This window comes from Rhizobium sp. AC27/96, from assembly GCF_001692325.1.
Taxonomy (GTDB): Bacteria; Pseudomonadota; Alphaproteobacteria; order Rhizobiales; family Rhizobiaceae; genus Rhizobium.
The window spans coordinates 68,357-87,356 of the sequence record NZ_LXKN01000016.1; the positions used below are offsets into that span (position 1 = coordinate 68,357).

General features: G+C 60.0%; 21 protein-coding genes. 13 read left to right on the top strand and 8 right to left on the bottom strand.

The genetic code is table 11. From position 1 onward, the window contains the following. Nucleotide 1 precedes the first annotated feature (1 nt). The 12 genes from A6U86_RS13120 (at nucleotide 2) to A6U86_RS13175 (ending at nucleotide 13,316) form a co-directional block, all read left to right on the top strand. Nucleotides 2-325, top strand: coding sequence for a VirB3 family type IV secretion system protein (locus tag A6U86_RS13120; protein WP_244509917.1), 324 nt, complete (start codon nucleotides 2-4; stop codon nucleotides 323-325). Between the two features lie 3 nt (nucleotides 326-328). Further along, nucleotides 329-2,848: a VirB4 family type IV secretion/conjugal transfer ATPase gene (locus A6U86_RS13125; protein WP_047636028.1), complete on the top strand. Its 2,520-nt coding sequence runs from the start codon at nucleotides 329-331 to the stop codon at nucleotides 2,846-2,848. Beyond that, the gene (locus A6U86_RS13130) at nucleotides 2,826-3,998 is read left to right on the top strand and encodes a lytic transglycosylase domain-containing protein (protein WP_047636027.1); all 1,173 of its coding nucleotides are present in this window, start codon (nucleotides 2,826-2,828) and stop codon (nucleotides 3,996-3,998) included. The genes A6U86_RS13125 and A6U86_RS13130 overlap by 23 nt, the downstream gene beginning before the upstream one ends. Before the next feature lie 22 nt (nucleotides 3,999-4,020). Continuing rightward, nucleotides 4,021-4,812, top strand: coding sequence for a hypothetical protein (locus tag A6U86_RS13135; protein WP_047636026.1), 792 nt, complete (start codon nucleotides 4,021-4,023; stop codon nucleotides 4,810-4,812). Continuing rightward, complete coding sequence (locus tag A6U86_RS13140; RefSeq protein WP_052227961.1) at nucleotides 4,809-5,051, top strand: hypothetical protein; 243 nt, start codon at nucleotides 4,809-4,811, stop codon at nucleotides 5,049-5,051. The genes A6U86_RS13135 and A6U86_RS13140 overlap by 4 nt, the downstream gene beginning before the upstream one ends. After that, nucleotides 5,027-6,100, top strand: a complete 1,074-nt coding sequence (locus A6U86_RS13145) for a type IV secretion system protein (RefSeq protein ID WP_047636025.1) — start codon at nucleotides 5,027-5,029, stop codon at nucleotides 6,098-6,100. Before A6U86_RS13140 ends, A6U86_RS13145 begins: the two co-directional genes overlap by 25 nt. A gap of 54 nt (nucleotides 6,101-6,154) precedes the next feature. Beyond that, on the top strand, nucleotides 6,155-6,889 hold the full coding sequence (locus A6U86_RS13150; RefSeq protein WP_047636024.1) for a virB8 family protein: 735 nt from the start codon (nucleotides 6,155-6,157) through the stop codon (nucleotides 6,887-6,889). A gap of 17 nt (nucleotides 6,890-6,906) precedes the next feature. Next, the gene (locus A6U86_RS13155; protein ID WP_244509919.1) at nucleotides 6,907-7,719 is read left to right on the top strand and encodes a TrbG/VirB9 family P-type conjugative transfer protein; all 813 of its coding nucleotides are present in this window, start codon (nucleotides 6,907-6,909) and stop codon (nucleotides 7,717-7,719) included. Nucleotides 7,720-7,728: 9 nt separating this feature from the next. Further along, nucleotides 7,729-9,063, top strand: coding sequence for a type IV secretion system protein VirB10 (virB10, locus tag A6U86_RS13160; RefSeq protein ID WP_047636022.1), 1,335 nt, complete (start codon nucleotides 7,729-7,731; stop codon nucleotides 9,061-9,063). Continuing rightward, nucleotides 9,060-10,109 (top strand): P-type DNA transfer ATPase VirB11, encoded by a 1,050-nt coding sequence (virB11, locus tag A6U86_RS13165; RefSeq protein WP_047636021.1) that lies wholly within the window; start codon nucleotides 9,060-9,062, stop codon nucleotides 10,107-10,109. Before virB10 ends, virB11 begins: the two co-directional genes overlap by 4 nt. After that, nucleotides 10,078-12,876: a type IV secretory system conjugative DNA transfer family protein gene (locus tag A6U86_RS13170; protein ID WP_047636020.1), complete on the top strand. Its 2,799-nt coding sequence runs from the start codon at nucleotides 10,078-10,080 to the stop codon at nucleotides 12,874-12,876. The genes virB11 and A6U86_RS13170 overlap by 32 nt, the downstream gene beginning before the upstream one ends. 89 nt (nucleotides 12,877-12,965) lie before the next feature. Continuing rightward, the gene (locus tag A6U86_RS13175; RefSeq protein ID WP_047636019.1) at nucleotides 12,966-13,316 is read left to right on the top strand and encodes a hypothetical protein; all 351 of its coding nucleotides are present in this window, start codon (nucleotides 12,966-12,968) and stop codon (nucleotides 13,314-13,316) included. A gap of 58 nt (nucleotides 13,317-13,374) precedes the next feature. Here the strand turns inward: A6U86_RS13175 and A6U86_RS13180 are convergent, their stop codons facing one another. Continuing rightward, entirely contained in the window at nucleotides 13,375-14,721 is a 1,347-nt protein-coding gene (locus tag A6U86_RS13180) for a hypothetical protein (RefSeq protein WP_047636018.1), read from the bottom strand. A 9-nt stretch (nucleotides 14,722-14,730) separates the two neighbouring features. Beyond that, nucleotides 14,731-15,024, bottom strand: a complete 294-nt coding sequence (locus tag A6U86_RS13185; protein ID WP_047636017.1) for a hypothetical protein — start codon at nucleotides 15,022-15,024, stop codon at nucleotides 14,731-14,733. 389 nt (nucleotides 15,025-15,413) lie between these two features. Here A6U86_RS13185 and A6U86_RS13190 point away from each other — a divergent pair, with 389 nt between their 5' ends. Next, the gene (locus tag A6U86_RS13190; protein WP_047636016.1) at nucleotides 15,414-15,755 is read left to right on the top strand and encodes a helix-turn-helix domain-containing protein; all 342 of its coding nucleotides are present in this window, start codon (nucleotides 15,414-15,416) and stop codon (nucleotides 15,753-15,755) included. Between the two features lie 31 nt (nucleotides 15,756-15,786). Here A6U86_RS13190 and A6U86_RS13195 read toward each other — a convergent pair whose 3' ends face one another. The 6 genes from A6U86_RS13195 to A6U86_RS13220 form a co-directional block, all read right to left on the bottom strand. Then, nucleotides 15,787-16,170, bottom strand: coding sequence for a hypothetical protein (locus A6U86_RS13195; protein WP_343287069.1), 384 nt, complete (start codon nucleotides 16,168-16,170; stop codon nucleotides 15,787-15,789). A 182-nt stretch (nucleotides 16,171-16,352) separates the two neighbouring features. Beyond that, complete coding sequence (locus A6U86_RS13200; RefSeq protein WP_047636015.1) at nucleotides 16,353-16,724, bottom strand: hypothetical protein; 372 nt, start codon at nucleotides 16,722-16,724, stop codon at nucleotides 16,353-16,355. 8 nt (nucleotides 16,725-16,732) lie between these two features. Beyond that, nucleotides 16,733-17,044: a hypothetical protein gene (locus A6U86_RS13205; RefSeq protein WP_047636014.1), complete on the bottom strand. Its 312-nt coding sequence runs from the start codon at nucleotides 17,042-17,044 to the stop codon at nucleotides 16,733-16,735. Continuing rightward, complete coding sequence (locus A6U86_RS13210; protein WP_047636013.1) at nucleotides 17,045-17,668, bottom strand: thermonuclease family protein; 624 nt, start codon at nucleotides 17,666-17,668, stop codon at nucleotides 17,045-17,047. Next, nucleotides 17,665-18,246, bottom strand: coding sequence for a thermonuclease family protein (locus A6U86_RS13215; RefSeq protein WP_244509921.1), 582 nt, complete (start codon nucleotides 18,244-18,246; stop codon nucleotides 17,665-17,667). The genes A6U86_RS13210 and A6U86_RS13215 overlap by 4 nt, the downstream gene beginning before the upstream one ends. Before the next feature lie 68 nt (nucleotides 18,247-18,314). After that, nucleotides 18,315-18,995, bottom strand: a complete 681-nt coding sequence (locus A6U86_RS13220) for a thermonuclease family protein (protein WP_047636073.1) — start codon at nucleotides 18,993-18,995, stop codon at nucleotides 18,315-18,317. Nucleotides 18,996-19,000 lie beyond the last annotated feature (5 nt).

A 19,000-nucleotide genomic window follows, 5' to 3' on the forward strand; every position in this document is an offset into this window, starting at 1 on the left:
CATGGCGGCAGGAAACGACGCTGACGGTGGTGACGACTATATCGAATCCTATCCCGTCATCCTCGCGCTGACCCGCCCGCCGACGGTCATGGGGATTCCCTACACCTATTTCCTCGCTGAGTGCTTCGTCTCGCTGATGGCCTTCATGATCCTTGGATCCATCCTCTGGTTTCCGGTCTCGTTCGTCGTCCTGCACGGCATTCTCTATGTGCTCACCGTCAAGCTCGACCTCTGGTTCTTCGAGATTGTCGGACGCCTCAGCATGTGTGGCGTCAACCCGCTTGGCCGGAAGCTCGGTGGTGGCGTCAGAACCTACGGGGTGTGAGCGATGAACACGATGGCGAGATCGCTGAAAGGCAGTCTATCGAAGGGTTGGGAAATTTTCGCGGATCGCCGTGTCGCAACCCACGTCCCTTTCTATGTGCCGATCGAAAACGGCATCATTCGCCTGAAGAACGACTGCCTCGTCTCGACCCTGAAGCTCACCGGCTTTTCTTTCGAGACCGCCGATATCGAAACGATCAACATGCTGCAGCGGCAGCGTAACGCCGGCTTCCGTGCGATCTCCTCGATCGGCAGCTTCGCACTCTATACGCATGTGGTCAGACGTAAGGTCGCGCCGTCGTTGCCGTCCGTCTTCGCCGATCCCTTTATGCAGCGCCTCGATCACGTTTATCAGGCCAGCATCTCGAAGAACGAGATGTTCGTGAACGACACTTATGTTTCCCTCGTCGTGCGCCCAATGTTCCGGAAGGGCTCGGCGCTTTCCCGCCTCATGGGCGCCGGCGGCACGATCGTGCGCAAGGAACAATTCCGGGCAATGCGCGACAAGCTGATCGAGGCGACGCGGGCACTGGAGAAATCGCTTTCCGTCTATGCCCCGAAGGTTCTGCGCGACGTGCAACGCATACAGGTTGACGTCGGCGACAACAGGACGATCTTCCGCGACGTCTCAGAAGACATGGTGATTGACGAAGCAGCCCGCAAAGTCTGGTTCTCCGAACAATGCGAGTTCTTTTATACGCTCCTCAATGGCGGACGCGTCCGGCCGATCCGGCTTGGAAACATTCCGATCGACGAGATGTTGCCGGCCCGCAGGACATCGATCGGCAACCGCGTCATTCACCTGCAAGGCGACAGATCGGACGACGATCGTTACGCGGCGATGGTCTCTCTTAAAGAATATCCGCCAGAGACCGGTGCCGGTATGCTCGACTATGTCCTTAAACTGCCATTCGAGCTGGTGCTGACCCAGTCGATGTCCTTTGTCGACGATATGACGGCGCGTAGCCGGATCGAACGGCTGGACCGCCAGATGACGAAGGCCGACGAAGGCGGATCGAGTGTTCAGGCCAACCTTGACATCGCTCGGGACGAACTTGCCCGCAAACGGGTCGCTTTCACCGAGCATCATCTCACCGTGATGCCGATCGCGAAAACCACAGCCCAGCTTGACGACGCGGTCGCCCTGATCGGCAACGAACTTGGCGCACTCGGCGCCTCCTATGTCCGCGAGGACCTGAATGCGGAGCCCGCCTACTGGGCGCAACTGCCTGGCAACCAGGCCTACATCGCGCGCCGCGCACTGATCTCAACGCTGAACTGCGCCGGCTTAAGCAGCTTTCACGCCTATCCCTATGGCAAACCCGACGGCAACCACTGGGGGCCGGCGATCACGATCTTCGAGACGACGTCAGGCACGCCCTTCTTCTTCAACTTCCACCAGGGTGACGTCGGGCACACGACCGTTTTCGGCCCGACCGGGTCGGGTAAGACCGTCATCATGTCCTTTCTTATCCTGCAGGCCTACCGCGTTAGTCCCCACCTGAAGACGATCGTCTTCGACAAGGATCGCGGCCTCGACATCATGGTGCGGGCGGCGGGCGGAACCTACATGACGCTGGAGCCCGGCCAGCCGTCAGGTTGGAACCCGCTGCTGCTCGAGGATACTGAGGAGAACTGCGTTTTCCTCTACGGGCTCCTGAGCTTCATGCTGAAGCCGTCTAAGGAAGGCGAAAGCCTGACGCCGCAAGAAGAATCAATCATCCGCAATGCGATCAAATCCGTCCTCAAGACGAAGGACAGGTCGTACCGCCGTCTTTCGTCGTTGCGCGCACTGCTCGCCGGCAGCGAGAGGACCGAGGGCAGCCTGATCGCCCGGCTCGACAAATGGGTCGACAAGGGGCCTTACGCCTGGCTCTTCGACAATGCCGAGGACAATCTTGATATCTCGCGACCGATGATCGGCTTCGACATGACGTCGATCCTCGACGATCCGACGGTGCGCACCGCAGCCCTTCTCTACATGTTTCACCGGCTGGACGAGATCTACGACGGCAGGGCGCCGATCATCAATCTGATGGATGAAGCCTGGAAGCTGCTCGACGACGACGAGTTCAAGCGCACCATGAAGGACTACTTCAAAACCATCCGAAAGCGGAACGGTCTCGTCATCTTCGGCACGCAGTCGGCCGACGATGTGGTGCGCTCCAGCGTCAGCCGGACGATCATCGAACAGACATCGACGAACATCTTCTTTGCCAATCCGAAGGCGGATGAAGGCTCCTACATGGATCACTTTGGCCTGTCGCGGGCAGAGTTCGAATGGGTGAAGAACGGCGATCCGAGCTCGCGTTTCATGCTGATCAAGCAGGCAAAGAACAGCGTGATCGCCCGCGTGGACATGTCTCACATGCCGGACTTCATCAAGGTGCTGTCCGGTCGCGAGGAGACGGTCCGCGAGGTGGAGATGCTGCTCGACGAATATGGCGACGATCCAAAAAACTGGCTGTCGAAATTCTGCGACTGGGATGGGGTGGCGGTCGATGAGCAACGCAAAGCGTCTTGAGAGAGCCGCGGCCGGCGCTTTCGCCATCGTCGCACTTTTCGCCGGAACCGCGGGCCATGCGCAGCTACCGGTGATCGACAACGCTCGGCAAAAGATCCAGCAGGCGACCCTGAACTGGTATCAGTCCTATCAGGCCGATACTCGCAAGGTCAAAGGTGCCTCGGGCGGCACGACCGATAGCTTCGCGCCCGGTCAGGGTTCGGGGGCGCCCGCCGATTGCTCGGCCGACGGCATGGGTGGAAACGCTGCACCGGCTGCGCCAGCCCAGCGGACGCCGAGCCAGCAGGAAGTCGCCAGCATGGTCGAAGAGGAGGCGATCCGGCAGGGTGTCGATCCGAATTTCGCACTGGCGATCGCCGAGCAGGAGTCCCGCTTCCGCCAATCGGCACGGTCGGCGGTCGGCGCCACCGGTGTCATGCAACTGATGCCGGGTACCGCCGCGCAGCTCGGCGTCAACCCCTATGACACGCGCGACAATATTCGCGGCGGCGTCAAATACATCAAGCAGCTCCAGGGGATGTTCGGCGACCGCTACGACCTGATCGCCGCCGGCTACAATGCCGGCCCCTATCGGCTGTCGCTGCAGAACGGCCAGATTCCCAACATTCCGGAGACCCAGGACTACGTCAAAAAGGTCTCTGCTTATTATGCCCGCAACAAGGCTCAGAATGGCGATCGGACGCCAACGGAGGCCCCAACCGAGACCGAAACCGCCAGCTACGGGAATGGCTGCGGCGAGCAGTTGAAGAAGGCCGTCGACCGCAACACGCAGGCGCAGGTCGAGCGAGGTTCGGTGTGGAACGATCTGCTTGGAAAATCCATCGCAGCGAACCAGCAATATCTCCAGCGCCTGCAGGCGGGGCTGCAATCGTCGTCGGCAAGCCTGCGCGGCAGTGGTGGTGGAAATTCCGGAGATCACGACGGCTCGCTTGTCATGGCCGAGATTCGGTGCCCGACCAACATCATCGACACCGGTGGCACGCGCTGTTTTGCCGTGCCGACCTCTGCCACCACCGAACAAATCCAGCGCTGGCTGTCCGACCTGCAGGATGAGGCGCGCAGCAATGGCACGGTTGCGACCTTCACGGCGATGCAGGATCCAGCACTCGGCCTCGTCACGGTCGTCGATTCCCGGCCGACAGCAAACTGAACAACGAAGTGAGGTTAGGCATATGAAGACAGCAGTGATCGCACCGGCATTCGCCATCCTACTCGTCTCACACGCACATGCGCAGGTCCCCGTCAAAGATTCGGAGAACATCTCCATCAGTCAGGACATTAAGCGCCTGTCCTCCGAGATCCAGCAGGACACCTCCGTCGTCAAAGACAACACGACGAAAACCCTTCAAGCGATCACCGGAGACCGGACGCAGGATGCCAGCCAGTTTGCAAAGCTCGCGACCGGCAATGGCTTCAGCATGGGACAGGCGCCAGACTTTAGCACGGTGCTATCGAGCAACGCCGCAGTGTTCGGTGGGATCGGCGGCCAGTTCCAGAACACCGCAGCCAAACTGATCAACGGCCTCAACCTCGTGAAGATGGTGGTCGATACCGTCAAGGGCGGCGAACTCTCGGGCGCAAACCAGGCCTATTCGCAGGGGATCAATGCCCTGACGACGCTGACGGCCCTTACCGACGCGATGAACAGCGCCACGAAAGATCGGCAGAACTCGTTCATGCAGGCCACACAGCAGATCGGAACGGCGAAGGATCTGAAAGGGGCCTTGGAGGAGAACACCCAGATGGTGCTTCAGGGCAACCAGACCGCCAACGAGGCTGTCGGCTCGCTGAACAACCAGGTCATGCTCCTGAACCAGCAGTACAAGGCAGCCCTTGCAACGTCGTCGCAGAACCTCAAGACCTTCGCCCCGCTTCCCGACAGCGTGATGCGTGACGGTGCGACGCAGACGCAAGGCGCTTCGGTTCGCGATCAGCTGAAGGCCCTTGAGGATCAAAACCAGTGAGGGCGTTTCTTGTCTTGATGTTCACCGGTGCAGTGCTCGCCGGTTGCGCCGGAAAGTACGAGCAGCTCGCGAAATGCTCGGCTGACGAAAACCCTGTGCCGGCACTCGGTTTCGTATCCGAGCCCACGACCACGGCCGTTGAGAATGCGGTCGCGGGCGCCGTCAAGCACGATTGCGGCCCGATGCGACCGGTCAATAATTTTCAGGATGACACATGGATCCCGTCAGCTACGCAATAAATTTCTATGGCGACGCGCTTCGATATTTCGACAAGATCAACGAGGCCTCTCTGGAAAGGGCCTGGGGGCTGTTTGCCGAAAACAGCAACCTCGTTTCCGGCATCCTCGCGATATTCCTGATCCTCTATTTCCTCTGGGGCGCGCTCGGACTGTCTAGCGTTTCGCTTCAGGACATGGCGATCACAGCATTCAAGATCACGCTTGCCTATGCCCTCATCATGTCCTGGGCGCTCTTCTACGACAATATCGGCCAGTTCGTGCTGTCGGCGCCCCAGGATCTGGGATCCGCGATATCTTCAGCGATGGGTGGGCAATCGGCCGGAACGGACATCGCCCAGCAAGTCGCCAGCATGTCGCGAAAAGTCTACGACTTTGCCATGCAGCTCTTCAATTCCTACGAGTCCGGATGGCTGCCGAATGTGACAGGCGCCGTCGTCGTCTTTATCGTGCTGGTCTTCGGACTGCTGCCGATGCTGCTGATCCTCACAGGCGTCACGCTCTTTGCCAAGATGATCACCGCCGTCATGCTTGCAATCGGTCCGATCGCCATTCTCTGCTATTTCTTCGGCATTACCCGCTTTGTCTTCGACGCCTGGGTGAGGGGCGTTGCCTACGGCATGTTCATGCTGCTCTTTACCTATATCATGGCCGGGCTGTCGTTCGGATTCCTGATCGGCATGATGGATACGATCAACGGCGACATGGCCACCAAGGAGAACGCACTGGCGATCGTGCTCGCCATGGTGCTCTACCTCGCGCTGATCTCCTATTTCATCTTCCAGGTACCGGATTTCGCCCGGACCTTCGCCTACGGCGCGGCCTTCTCCAGCGTTCCGGGCGGGGGTGGCGTGGACACGGCCTACAATACCGCGCGCAGGCGCCTCTCCTCCAGTAATTCCCGCGCCGGCCAGGCTGCGGCAATAGCACTTAGCACGCTAGCCGGCCCAAGGGGCGCCGTGACGGCCGCGGCACTTGCGGGTCGCGGCAGTGTCGCGGGCGCCGGCGCTCTCGGCCGTATGCTTACCAATCGCCGTCGCAACAGCGAATGAGGCTGTGGCGACGAGGATCAGAGATTTACTCATTGCGACTTCGAGGTTTGAGATTTGGCATTGTTCAAAAGGCAATTGAAGCCGGCGCCGGCCGATCGTGTCCCCGGCCCGCAAGACATCTACGATCAACACCTCTCATGGGGGGAGAAGAACCGCTCGCTGCGGACATTGATCGGTCTCATCCTGCTGGTCTTTGCAGTGGCAGGCTGGATCGTCGCGGGCGTTCTGTCCTTTTCCGTTGCGCAGCTCTTTCCGCTCGTTCGAACCGAGGTCGTGCCGCTGATCGTCGACAAGAACACCGGCTACATGGAGACAGTGACGACGCTCGACAAGGACCGCTCGAACGTCTCCGAAATCCAGGCCGTTCGCGCCTCGTTTGTGGGTAACTACGTCATCCGCCGCGAGACCTACGATCCCCGCTATCTCTCCGAAAACTTCGACATGATCGCCCTCTGGTCGGATCCCGATGCGGCAGCCTTCAAGGATTATTCGGAGTGGATGAACCCTTCCAATCCGAGAGGCCCGGTCAAGACCATGGGAACGACTGGCGAGATCCGGCCGGAAATCCTGTCGGTCAATCCGCTCAACGCCTCGACCATGTCAGTGCGCTTCGAGACGAGAGAGCGGGAGCGGGGAGGCGAGGTCGTCAATCGGTGGTCCGCGACGGTTCGCTACCGGCAGATCAATCTGCCTGCCAGCAATCGGGTTAGGCTCTATAACCCGCTCGGCTTCGTGGTCACCGAATATGTGAAAGTTCCTGAAACCATGCCTTCGGGGCTCGTTCAATGAGTCGGAGGATGGCTGGAATGATCATGTCACTGCTCCTGGCAACATCATCGGCGCAGGCCGAGCTCATTGCCCGGCCTGGCAGGCTCGATCCTCGGGTGCGGACCTTGCCCTATTCGGCCGAGCAGGTCTTCGTCGTGACCGGCACTTACGGGATGGTGACGACCATCCTGTTCGGTGCCGATGAGGAGATCACGCAGGTCGTCGCCGGTGACACGGTCTCCTGGCAGATACTCACATCGGCTGACAGGCGCTCCCTCACCCTGAAGCCGATGGAAAAAGACGCGCCGACCAACCTCTCGGTCGTGACCACAAAGCGCACCTATTCGTTCGATCTGGAGGTGAACGAGAGCAAGGCCATCCAGAACCAGACCTTCAAGCTGCAGTTCATGTACCCAGAAGACGCTGGTTTAAAGGGCACGGCCGAGCTTTGGAAGCAGGCGCAGGACGCCGAGCGCAATCCCAACATCAAGAACATCCGCCGTGACAAGGTCAATTACGACTATGGCTTCAAGGGCAGCGATACCGCCAAGCCACTGTGGGTGTTCGACGACGGCCTGAAGACCTTCATGAAATTCACCGGCGATGTGCCGGCGATCTTTATCGTCGATAACAAACGGCGGGAGAGCCTCGTCAATTATCGCCGTGAGGCGGACTACATCGTCATCGACACGGTCTCGCGGCAGTGGACGCTGCGCTACGGCACCGAGAACGAGACCTGCCTGTTCAATCTCAAGACCGCTCCAGCCGATGTGCCGGCGCCGATAGAGGGAGCGGTGGCGCCCAAGCGGCTGGGCTCGGCGGGCGTCAGCGCCGCATCAAAATCACGATAGGGAGGCACGATGTCTGATCCGAACTATCACTCCATCGAAAACGACACAGCGATTGGCGGGCAGGTGAGGCGCTCGGGCATCGGGCTGATGCGGCCGGTCGCCGTGGTGGCGGCGATCGCCGGCATCGGCGTCGTTCTCTATTTCCTGTTTTCCGGCGGGGAGCGGGAACCGACAGTCGACAACACCCCACGGGAAGAGTTCCGTCCGGTCCAGGCGCCGAGAAACGAAGGTTTCAATCCGCCGGCGCCGCCGCCCTTGCCGACTGTCCAGGTGCCCGAGGCGCCACCTCCGCCACCACCCCCTCCGCCGGCCCCTGTGATCCCGGCCCCGGTCCAGATCGCGCCGCCGGTCGATGTCGATTGCTCAAGGGGAAACAACCCGGACAATCCAAAATGCATCGAGCTCGCCCGGCAGGCTAAGCTTCTCGAGCGCGTGCGCTCTACAGCCGTTGTCTTCGATCAGTCCGAACAAACGAACGGTGCAGCACGGGCTTCGTCCGATACTTCAGGAGCTGGTCTGTTCGGGGCGAACAGCACGGCCGGAGCATCTACGGCGATTGGGGACACTGGCGGGGCGGTCGATGGTGATCGCGCCTTTCTGAAAGCGATGGGTGGCCAGGGGGTGGAGGTCTCGGTCGCCGCCGAGAACCGCCGTATCGATGCCTGGATCCCGCAGGGCACGATGATCCGCGGCACGCTGGAGACGGCGGTCAATTCCGACCTTGCCGGCATGGTGAAGGCGATCGTCCGAGAGGATGTCTATTCCTTCGACGGCCGGCGCATCCTGATACCCGCCGGCTCCTCGCTGATCGGCGACTACAAGTCTGGTGTGGAACGCGGCCAGGAACGCCTGTTCATCGTCTGGACGCGCATGATCCGCGGCGACGGCGTTTCGGTCCAGCTCGGCTCCTACGGTACGGACCGTCTCGGCCGCTCCGGCATGACAGGTGTCGTCGATCGGAAATATTGGGAGCGGTTCGGACCGCCGGCGCTCCTGACCATGATCGGCGGGGTGACGCAATACATTGCCCAGCTCGGTCAGAAACAGGATCGCAACATCACGATCGTCAATACGGACGGAACCGTGACCAGCATTCCCCAGGATAACGGCACCACGTCACAGGATCGCGCGCGCGAGATCGCCTCCGAGACCATCGCATCGGGCATCCAGCAATTGGCGACCGAGGCCTTCCAGGATACGCGCAACATCAAGCCGACGATCCATATTGCTCAGGGCTCCGATATTACGGTGTTCGTGACGCGGGACCTTGATTTCTCGGATCTCTATCCGGACCCGGTGCGCGAAGAGTTCGACCGCTTGCGCAGAAAGAAGGCCGCCAAATGAACGCGCGCCTGTCGATCTCCGCCGAACAGCATTTTCTCTCCGAGGCGCTCGAACCCATCCGACCTTTTCTCGACGATCCCGTGGTGGTCGAGATTTCTTGCCAGCGCAGCAACGAAATCTGGCTCGAGCGGATCGGCCAGCTCAGCATGATCAGGCAAGAGATCGATGGGCTTGATCAGGAGGCGATCCGCCATATGGCGTCCCGCGCTGCCTCGTTCACCAAGCAGACCGTCAATGCCGAACGTCCGCTGCTCTCGGCGACGCTCACCGACGGCGAGCGCGTCCAGTTCGTGCTCAATCCGACGTCGGCCACTGGTCACGCCTTTTCCATCCGCAAGCAATTCATCCGACGCTTCGACCTCGACGATTACGAGAGAGCCGGAGCTTTCCGCTTCACCAAGGTGACGGGAGACGACTATATCGATGATGTCGATATCGAGTTATCGCGCCTGCTGCGGGCCGGAAGGACGCGCGCGTTTCTGGAGCTCGCGGCGATCAACCATCGCAGCATGTTGATCTCGGGCGGCACGTCCACCGGCAAAACGACATTCCTCAATACGATGCTGACGGCGATCCCGGACCATGAGCGTTTTATCCTGATGCAGGACACGGCCGAGCTTGAACCGCGCCAGGAAAACGTCGTCTCGCTGCTCGTCTCGAAAGGCGGCCAGGGCGAGGCGCGAGTCACGATGACCGACCTTCTGGCCTCTGCACTGCGCCTCAGGCCCGACCGGATCTTCATGGGCGAACTACGCGGCGACGAGGCTTTCGACTTCCTGAACGCGATCAACACCGGTCATCCGGGATCGATGTCGACCATCCACGCGAATTCTCCGCATCATGCCTTCAACCGGCTGTCGACCCTGGTGCTCAACAGCAATGTTCGCATGGAGCGCGACGACATCATCCGCTACATCCGCTCGATCATCCCGATCGTGGTCCAGTTGAAGAAGAGCGATGCTGCCGGCGGCCGCGGTGTCAGCGAGATCTATTTTGCAGACGAGGTGGACGAAGATGGCAAGCGTATCCACGGGCGCAGAGGCTGAACGCCCGAAGTGGACGAAGTTTCAGGAGGTCTCGGCCTTCACATTCCCGGTCGCCGTTCTCGGCGCCGTGCTGATATGGCTGCTGTTCTTCACGCTGATCTACGACCTGTACGTCACATCCTTCGGGTCGACCTCCTATTACGACTACATTGCGCAGGCCCGCGTTCTCGACAGTATTGCCTACACATGGTCGGTCATCCGCGCGCGAAACACCGTCGGACTCTCGATCTTGGCTCTAGTCCTGGCCTCGCCGTTTCTGTTTTTCCTTTTGTGCTTGTGGATGCTCAAAGGCGGCAGGGCGCTGTCGCGCAAGATCCTCTACCTCCTGCATATCCGGTCGATGTTCACCTTGATCGCGCATACCGCACTCATCTTCGCGGCTGCTTATGCCGCCGTGATCGTCTACGGCGTTGTCTTCTATCTCGTCGCAAGCAGAGCTGGTGGGTATGCCGCTATCGCCGATTATTATGGGGCCCATCTCGCGGCGATGTATCAGGTCCCCTTTGGAGCCACCGACGCGGCCGGTACGTTTCAGCGGCCGTCACGCCAGATAGTGCTTGCGGCGCTCGCCGGTCTGGCCGCGGCGGGAGCGCTGGTTGGGTTTCCGATTGGGGCGGCGATCCAGAAACGCCAGCGCATGATCATGGGCAAGGCGCGGCTGGCGACCCTGAAAGATGCCGCCGATTTCCGGCTGCGCGATAAGCACGGGATTGTGCTCGGTCTCAAGCAGGGCCTTCTTCTGCGCAACGATGGCGACCAGCATGTTATGGTCATCGGCTCGCCGGGACAGGGCAAGTCGCGCGGCTTCGTCATTCCGACGATGATGAGCTTCAAGGGATCGCAGATGGTCCTCGACATGAGCGGCGAGCTGTTCGAGGAGACGTCGGGCTATCTGAAGGACCGGGGCTACGAGATTTTCCTGCTGGCACCAGGATCCAAATTTACAGACGGTTACAATCCACTCGACCTGATCAGTGCCGATCCCAACCAGCGGATCACCGACCTGCAGAAACTGACGCAGATGTTGCTGCCGGAGCGCCTGCGGTCCGATTCCTCCGACTTCTGGGAGGAGAGTGCCAGAATTCTGCTCACGGCGATGCTCGGCTTCGTGCTTGAATGCCCTGATACCCGCAAGTCGCTGAGCGAACTCTACCGCATTCTCAATTCGATGTCGGACGAGCGGAAGGCGATCATCCAGCTGCTGGAAAACTACGAGGCGGTCCTTTCCGACCAGACCCGCATGCAGCTCACGAAGTTTGCCGGCCGGCACGAAAAACTCGGGGAAGGTATCGCGGCGGAGATCGTTGCCAAGCTCAATTTCTTACAGAACCCTCTCGTGGAGGCGCTGACCTCGATTACCACGATCCCGATCGACACGATCAGAACGCGAAAATTGGTGATCTTCATCCAGGCTGACTGGAACGCGATGCAGATCTACGAGCGACTGATCTCGATGTTCATCCAGCAGATGGCCGACAAGCTCGTGCAGATGGGACCGCTACGCAATGGCGAGCACGAAGTGCTGATGATGCTCGACGAGTTCGGCAATGGCGGCCGCATAGACACCGTGCTGACTCTTGCGCCGCTGATCCGCAAGAACGGCGTTCGCTTCGTCTTCATCCTGCAGGACGGTGCCCAGCTCGAGCGGCTTTACCAGCGCTCTGGCCAGAAGATTCTGATGGGAGCTTCGACGATCAAGCTGTTCATGAACTTCCAGAACCAGGAGGACGCGGCCGCCGTCTCAGCCGCCGCCGGAAGGACGACGGAGTGGGTAGAGCAGTCCTCCTATTCCCATCGGCATGGTCGCAGGCAACGATCGATCTCGAAGGTGCCGGTGTCGGTCGACCTTCTTCCCGTCAACACGTTGATGATGATGAAGCCGGAGGAAGCGATCCTTCAGGTCACCGGCATGCCGCTCATGCGCATCATGAAGCTCGACTCGGGTGGCGAGCGGATGTTTTCGAAGGTTCAGAAGTTCAAGCCAGTAATCAGGCCCTGCATGGAGCCGGTCGAGTGGACGATCGCTGATAGCGAGGCCGTCTGGCCCGGCGCGCCAGCGCCTGAAACAACGCCGTTCGCAAGAACGGCGAGCCAATTGTCGGGCGCCGGAATGGACGTCGATTTGGGTGCCATCGAGCGACCCCGGGAGGCACAGAGCGTCCGCTTCATCGTCAAGGAGGGCGTACGTCATGTCTATATCTCGTCGCTCGATGAACTTCGTCAGCGTCTGGATCTCGACGAAACGCGCGAAGCCGGCGTCTCGGAGGACGAGCCTCGGGAGGAAAACCAGAAAGCTGAGCAGAACAAGCGACCCGGTACGACGGCCAATCCCCCAGCAACGCGCCCAGCTGCGCGCGGTTCCGGTCCCATGGAGGTCGAGAACGTCCGTATCGAGATAGATCAGGCGAAGCTGGATCGTAATGTCTATCAGGGATCTCCACGACCTCGACATCGGCTTGATCGCACTTCGGATATCCAAGACGAGGCTGGAACTTCCCCTGGATCGGTCCTCCTGCGGCGACAGGAGGTCCGGGGCGCATTCGGAGCGGACATCAAGGCCTTGAACGACGCAATTTTTGAGCAGGCTGACGCGGGCTCGCTCGACCCGATGGAGTTGAACGCCGATGTCGAGCTCTTGATCGGAACCCTCTCCGGACGCTTGGCTGAGGACAGTTCGAAGGCATTTCTGCGCGAATTTGCCAATCTTGCTCGCGATCCGCTGCGCGAAGACAGCGCGCGACATGACGACGCCGACCGGGTTGAATAGGCGGTAAGTGCCGAAATGGGGAATACGCGCCTGAGATTGGGATGGGACATTTGCCAGTTTTAATTTGGGCTGACGGAAGGAGAAGATGCATGGCCGAAATCAGATACCTCGCAAATCGAAATTTCTATAAAGACGACGGTTTCGAACGGATTGTCGCGGCAGCCAAGGCTAACGCCGGCCGCTGGCTGATGATCAAGGAGCGTGTCGTGGAGAAGCGCGCTATCAAGGCACAACTTTTACGCCGGGGAGTAGGTGTAGATGAGGACCACCTGTTTCCGACGGACCTGACGCCGACGATCGCCGAACTCGCGGAAGGGCTTGTGTCCGCCATATTCGGCAGCTGCCCACCGGAGATACGATCCCGTGCTCAGGTGGCTCTGATCGAGGCAGCGGAATCCGAGCTTGATGGCGAGTGGGCACACCCATCCCGGGGCGCCTGAGAGCCGCCCAAGATATTTCTACCACGTGGATCATCGACCCGGCGTTCCGCCGCAAGTTTCAGCGATCTCCTAACTTGTCGACGACCCACGCCTGCAGCCGCCGCCCAGTATTTTCAGAATTCGGTCCGGTAAGGTCCTCCGGAAAAATGCCGAAGATTGGCCCGAGGTGCTTCATTCGCGGAATGGTTTTTTCCTTGGCCTCCCGATATTCCTCCGTCTCCATCCCGAAGGCCTCAACGAGGAGTCTGCGCGGTGGGTGATCTCTATATGCAATTTCCAAGACGAAGTCTGGTCTGCAAAGACCTATGGGCGTTTCCGACGCGAAGAGTGGCTTGATAATGGAGATCCGGAGTTCTGGCGCAGCGTCGAAGAGCGATTGCTGAAGCCAGAATAGCAGATGGGAAACGTCACGCTCAAATCCGGACTCGACGGGGAAAAGCGTATCGCCGTTGTAGACCGGCTGGGCGTAGGCCTGCACAGCCCGAGCCGGGCCTTCATCGTCTTCCTGAAAATCCACGTTCAGAAGGGTCAGAAATGGCCCTCGACTTGCCGGATCGCCGCGGAGCGGCTGTCGAACCTTCGCAAGGATGTCCATTGTTCGCGAGGAAGATGCTGGCATGATCGCCTGCGTGGATACGCTGGTTGAGAACAGCAGCATGAACCCGGTGCGGCGAAGTCCTTCAAGCCAGTCGGGGCGGGAGGTCGCAAGCAACCGTTGCCAACGGCTGTCGGGATTCCAATAGTCCGCAGCCCAGGTCGATAGAAGCGCATTTAGTGTCCAGGTCCTGAGCACCCTGAGTTCCCTCGCGGCCGAGCGCAGCCGGGCGAGCTGATTGCCGAGTTTGAGATCGGGCTCGTCCTGTAGCGGCGGGACCACGTTGGTGCCCGCCTTCTCGAGCATTCGCCACAGGATGCCTCCGAGTCGTGATGGCCGGTCGTTTCGTTCTGTCGACCGGGAGGGATCTTGACCTGAGACATCGGCAAGGCGGATGGGAATGGCGGGAAGTGCATCGATGTAGGTGCGATCCGATCTCGGCAGTGGGCGAAGATGAAAGCTACGATCGAAGAGGGCGGGGTCGGCGTCCTTGTCGACATGGAATGGACAGGATGGCGCGTGATTTGGTCGCTTGTCGTGTCGGCCGGGGACCTCATCCTTCGCGGTTAGCCGTCGCAGGGTAAACGTGCGTTCCTGCTGGATCGGGGCAAGTAGCGGCTGGTGTCGCCCGCCCAGACAGTCGCATTCGATCCAGCCATTCATAACCTTGACGCGCCGGATAATCGCAAGCGCGATCACCTCGTCGTCGTTGGAGGCAGCGTTGCCGTACCATGCCCGTAACGCGACCGCCTCGCGGTCGCTCAGTTCAGACAACACATGGGTCGAGCTGTTGCGGACCACGATACGCATGGTTTGCCGTCAATATCCGATCGACCAAAGGCTGAAGCCGAGATATCCGACACCCGCGGCACCAGCGACGGCGATGGCCGTCTCCGCCCAACCGCGAATGTCCCAAAAGCTGCCTTTCCCTGTGCGAGCACCTTCAATCGCAACGGACAGGAAGATGTAGGAGGGGATGACCATCGCATAGCCCAGGGTCAGACTATCTCTAAAGGCCACCCGAGCAGCGACGAATGCGAGTGCCAGGAACAGGGCCGCTATTCCTAACCGCCGCGTGTCAAACCGATAGCCAAACCGCTCGAGCCACACCATCAGTTTTCTCCCTTTGATAGAACCGACAAAAATTTAACCGCAGTTAAAGTTTGGCGCAATTGGAGATTGGTGTACAAACACGGGGAAACATCAATAACAGCGGGAAGCAGGGCCTGACTGGAGCATCCTTCTCGCGGCGTGCAATCGGTCTCTTGCACCGGCTGTCGGCCGCGGTGTATTGAGCGTAACGGACTTGTGAACAGTCGCATGCTAGAGATGAACAACAACCGTTTGCGCTTACCTTCTTGGTCTCAGAATAACGTCATGCATCGAATGAGCGGTAGAACTCTGAAATATTCAAGCAGCTGTCGGCGCGCTCTCGCTTCCCCTTATCGGCGCCTACCGTACGGCGACGCGTTCATGGACCCTCCGGGTGAGGATATCATTCGATGACGCGGGTGAGGGACGATGGCGCTGATCAGCTTTCGAACATGGTTGACCTGAAGTCGCTCTCCTTTCAGGAGCGGCTCGCCATCGGTCTGATGCGATTGAAGGCCCAGCGCCGGTTGACGAACAAGGACCTGGCCGAGCAGCTCGGCGTGTCGGAAGCCTATATGTCTCAGGTCACCCGCGGCATGCGGGATGTCAAGCTGTCGACCCTCGACAAGATGCAGCGCGAGTGGAATGTCACGATCGAGGATTTGTTCAGGGTTTCGGACAGTGACCTTGCTCGGATAGCGGCATGGCGAGCCCGTCGCAGGAAAAAGAAAGCCACTGACGAGCCGACGTAAGTTCTGGCGCGTGACACGCATTCGACGCGGGCTAGTGATTCAGGTTGAACCAGAACCTTTGCTTCACGCCTTGTTCGTCAGGAATATCGAAGAAATAGGGATCCGCGCGGCGCGGCCGCCGCGTCGCGATCTGCTCAGTGCAGCTATCGCCTCGATCGCCGAAGGTCCGCCGTATCACGGCTCCCCTTAGGTCGGCGTCAGAAGCGCGCTGACCGGCAGACCGGCAAATATCGACGGTCTTGATGCATTGATCGGGCTCGCCTCCCCCGCCGTTGTTTCCTTGCGAGCTATAGCCCACCGTCGTTCCTACCGGGCAGTCTTCGTAGGTTTCGTGACCCGGCTTGCCGGCATTGGCCTCATGGCAGATTGGCCACGAAAACCCCGGCTCCTTCATGGCCGCAATGAGCTTTGTCATGGGCGGAACGCAGTAGGGAACCCCGTGCCAAGACGGGTTCTGCGACGCCGCGCAAAGGAGAACTTGGCATCCCCAGGATGCATCCTCGGCATTCGCCGGGGTCGCCGATGGCGCAGAGGCCGAACTAACTATGATTGCGGCCAATATCAGCGTCGGTCTCATTGTTCGCTCCTTCAGATTGTTCATTGAATCTGCGTCCAGGCGCCGTCAATTTTCGCAAAGGAAAGGACGCCCGGTTGCCTGGCCCCGGCAAATGACCCCGTCGTCGTTGTAATGATGCCAGCGCACGTCACACCCGGCGCGGCTTGACGCGGTTTGCATTCAGAAATCCGCATTGACCGCCCCGACTTCGCAATTGCGGCGCTCGCCTCATCGTCGTTGGGAGCGTCACCGCTCGTCTTCTGTAGCGCTTCGTCTTTTAGCCGGGTGATCTCGTGTTCGAGATCGATCTCCTGGCCGCTCTTCCTCACTTCGTTGATCGCATAGCCGCCGAATGCGCCTAACAGGAAGGCGATTACCGCCGCTAGGACCGCGCCACCGGAAAGCTTGTTCATCGCCAGCTTCAGTATCCCTCGATCCCAAGGCGTTTCAGGATGGCGGCCGGATCGGTCTCGCAGTCTCTCTTCCACTCACTATGCTTTGCACAGGCATAGGCGTACTGGCTGAGATCGGCTGATGAGAGATCGGCAAGCCTGTTGCCGACAGCTTTCCACCGTTGCACCTCGGCAGGATCGCAACCCGCCCCTCCGGCTCCGCAAAAGCCGGGATCGCGCTGCTCGATCTGCTTCTGTGTGGCGCCGTCCTGCGCGATCGCTACCGAAGCGGAGCCGGACATCAATATGAGCGCTACAGCGGTTCCAATAATGCGGTTCATTCAACCTCCATGTGCTTCATTAGGTGTCAGTGACTTGGCGGGGCCCACGGGCAAGGGCAGGGGCAAGTCGCCGTCAGGTTCCAGTGAAGAGGCCCTCGATTTGTCCCCGGTCGCCACCGACGCGGTGTAGAGCCAAGGAGGAAGAAGATCCGGCGACGACCAGACGCCGTATCCGAGGCCGCGGGCCTTCCTCTCGATATCGAAATAGGCGGGGACCTGAGGTTCGCCGCGGTAGTTGAACGCGTAGCCAATGCCTTCTGCAATAGCCGTGGCGGCGAGGTTCGTCTCACCAACAAAGCAGTGCGCGAGGACCAGACCGTTCGCGTCGCGAGCAATGGGTGCGCAGTTGACGTCCTGCCCAAGTGTGCGGAGGATCATCCAGGCCCGCGAAACTTGACCTGCCGGCCAGTCGACGCCATCGCTTGTTGCTGTTTGTTCGAGGCGAGGGGCTTCGTATCCTGCAAGCCGCACGGTTTGTCCGCTCTTCCTGAATTCAAAGGTTGTGGCGTCCACGACCTGGACTTTTCCGAAGATCTGCCGGGGGATATCGGCCGGTCTGTTTTGCGCCGAAGCGGCGGTCGCCGTCATCATCATCAGCAACATCGACAATGATGCACCTCTCATCGCTGCGCTCCCGCTTGGCCGGCCAGGACTGCGACGGGATGAGGCATGTCGGAGTAGGCCCAAAGGCCTGCGCGTGCCGATCTTGCACTTTCTTCAGCCACCCTGTAGCCGGGAACGATCAAATGGCCGCTGGTGTCGACGGCGGCGAATCCCCACCCCTCGGCAATCATATAGGTCGCCAGATCATAACGCCGCTGGCCTGATGTCGTTTGGCAGGCCACCACAGCATTGTTTTGGTCGAGATCCTTGATCGTCGCGCAGACGGGCTTCGTGTCCTTGATCAATGCCTGTGCCATGATCAGATTGAGCTCTCCGCAGTCCCTGATGACGCCGGGAGAAATCGTGACAGAGGTTCCGCGGAGACACGTTTGCAGGCCGTAAAGACGATATCGCCGCCCGGCGGAAAGCCAGGTGTCGCCGGTTTCGAATTGCGCTTGCACCGGAAACGGGACAAATTGGGTTCGATCGCTTTCTTGGCTGCCTGCGGTAGTACCTTCGCTCTTAAGCGCCTGAATAGGGATGATCGGCGCCTGGAGGCGAGGAGGTTCTGGGTGGCTCGTCCCGGCGAGCATCGGCATGATCGATATGCCTGCAAAGAGGCCGGAAGCTGCGAGCGTGGACATCAACATCAGGAACCTCATCGCGATCAGTTCATGGAAGGATTGGCGCGATAGCGCTCACCGTAGGGATGCGTGAAGTGGGCGTTCGCCCAGATTCCAGTCTTTGTTCTCTTCGCGTTTTCCTCTGCCTGCGCATATTCCGGGAATATCGCGCGGCCGGCACGGTCACGGGCAGCAAACGCCAATCCCTTGGCGATAAGCACCTCCGAAAGCGATTGTGCGTCGCCGTCCTTCACGAAAAAGCACTCGGCAAAGCGCACAGTCGGCGTGCCTGTGTTTTGCCCGAGGAAATGGCACGGAAATGCGTTGCCAGCGACCGCCTTGGCTTCGCCGAGCGTGGCGGTCAAACCGGCGAGTGAAACCATCGCGCATGTCGTCCGCAGGCCAGCGAATTCCACCTCTTCGACCGAGAGACAGCCTTGGACACCCGCCAGTTTGACGATGGTCCCATCGGAGGCAAGAAACGCGCTCCCGCTCAGGGCGCCCTCAGGCATGATCGTTTGCAGGTCGAGCCGCTCGACTATCGATGAGGTATCGAGGATTGTTTCGGGAGGAGGGATCAGATCGCGCCCCTCTGCGTAAGCCTTCTGATAGGAGTTGACGACTCTCGAAGCAGCATCGTCCTCCGCGGCAATCGCCAGGGCGTCCTGCGTGCATGCAATGGTGCAAAAAAGGAGGCGAGTAAGCCGCCGCGCGCCGGGGTTCATGCGTG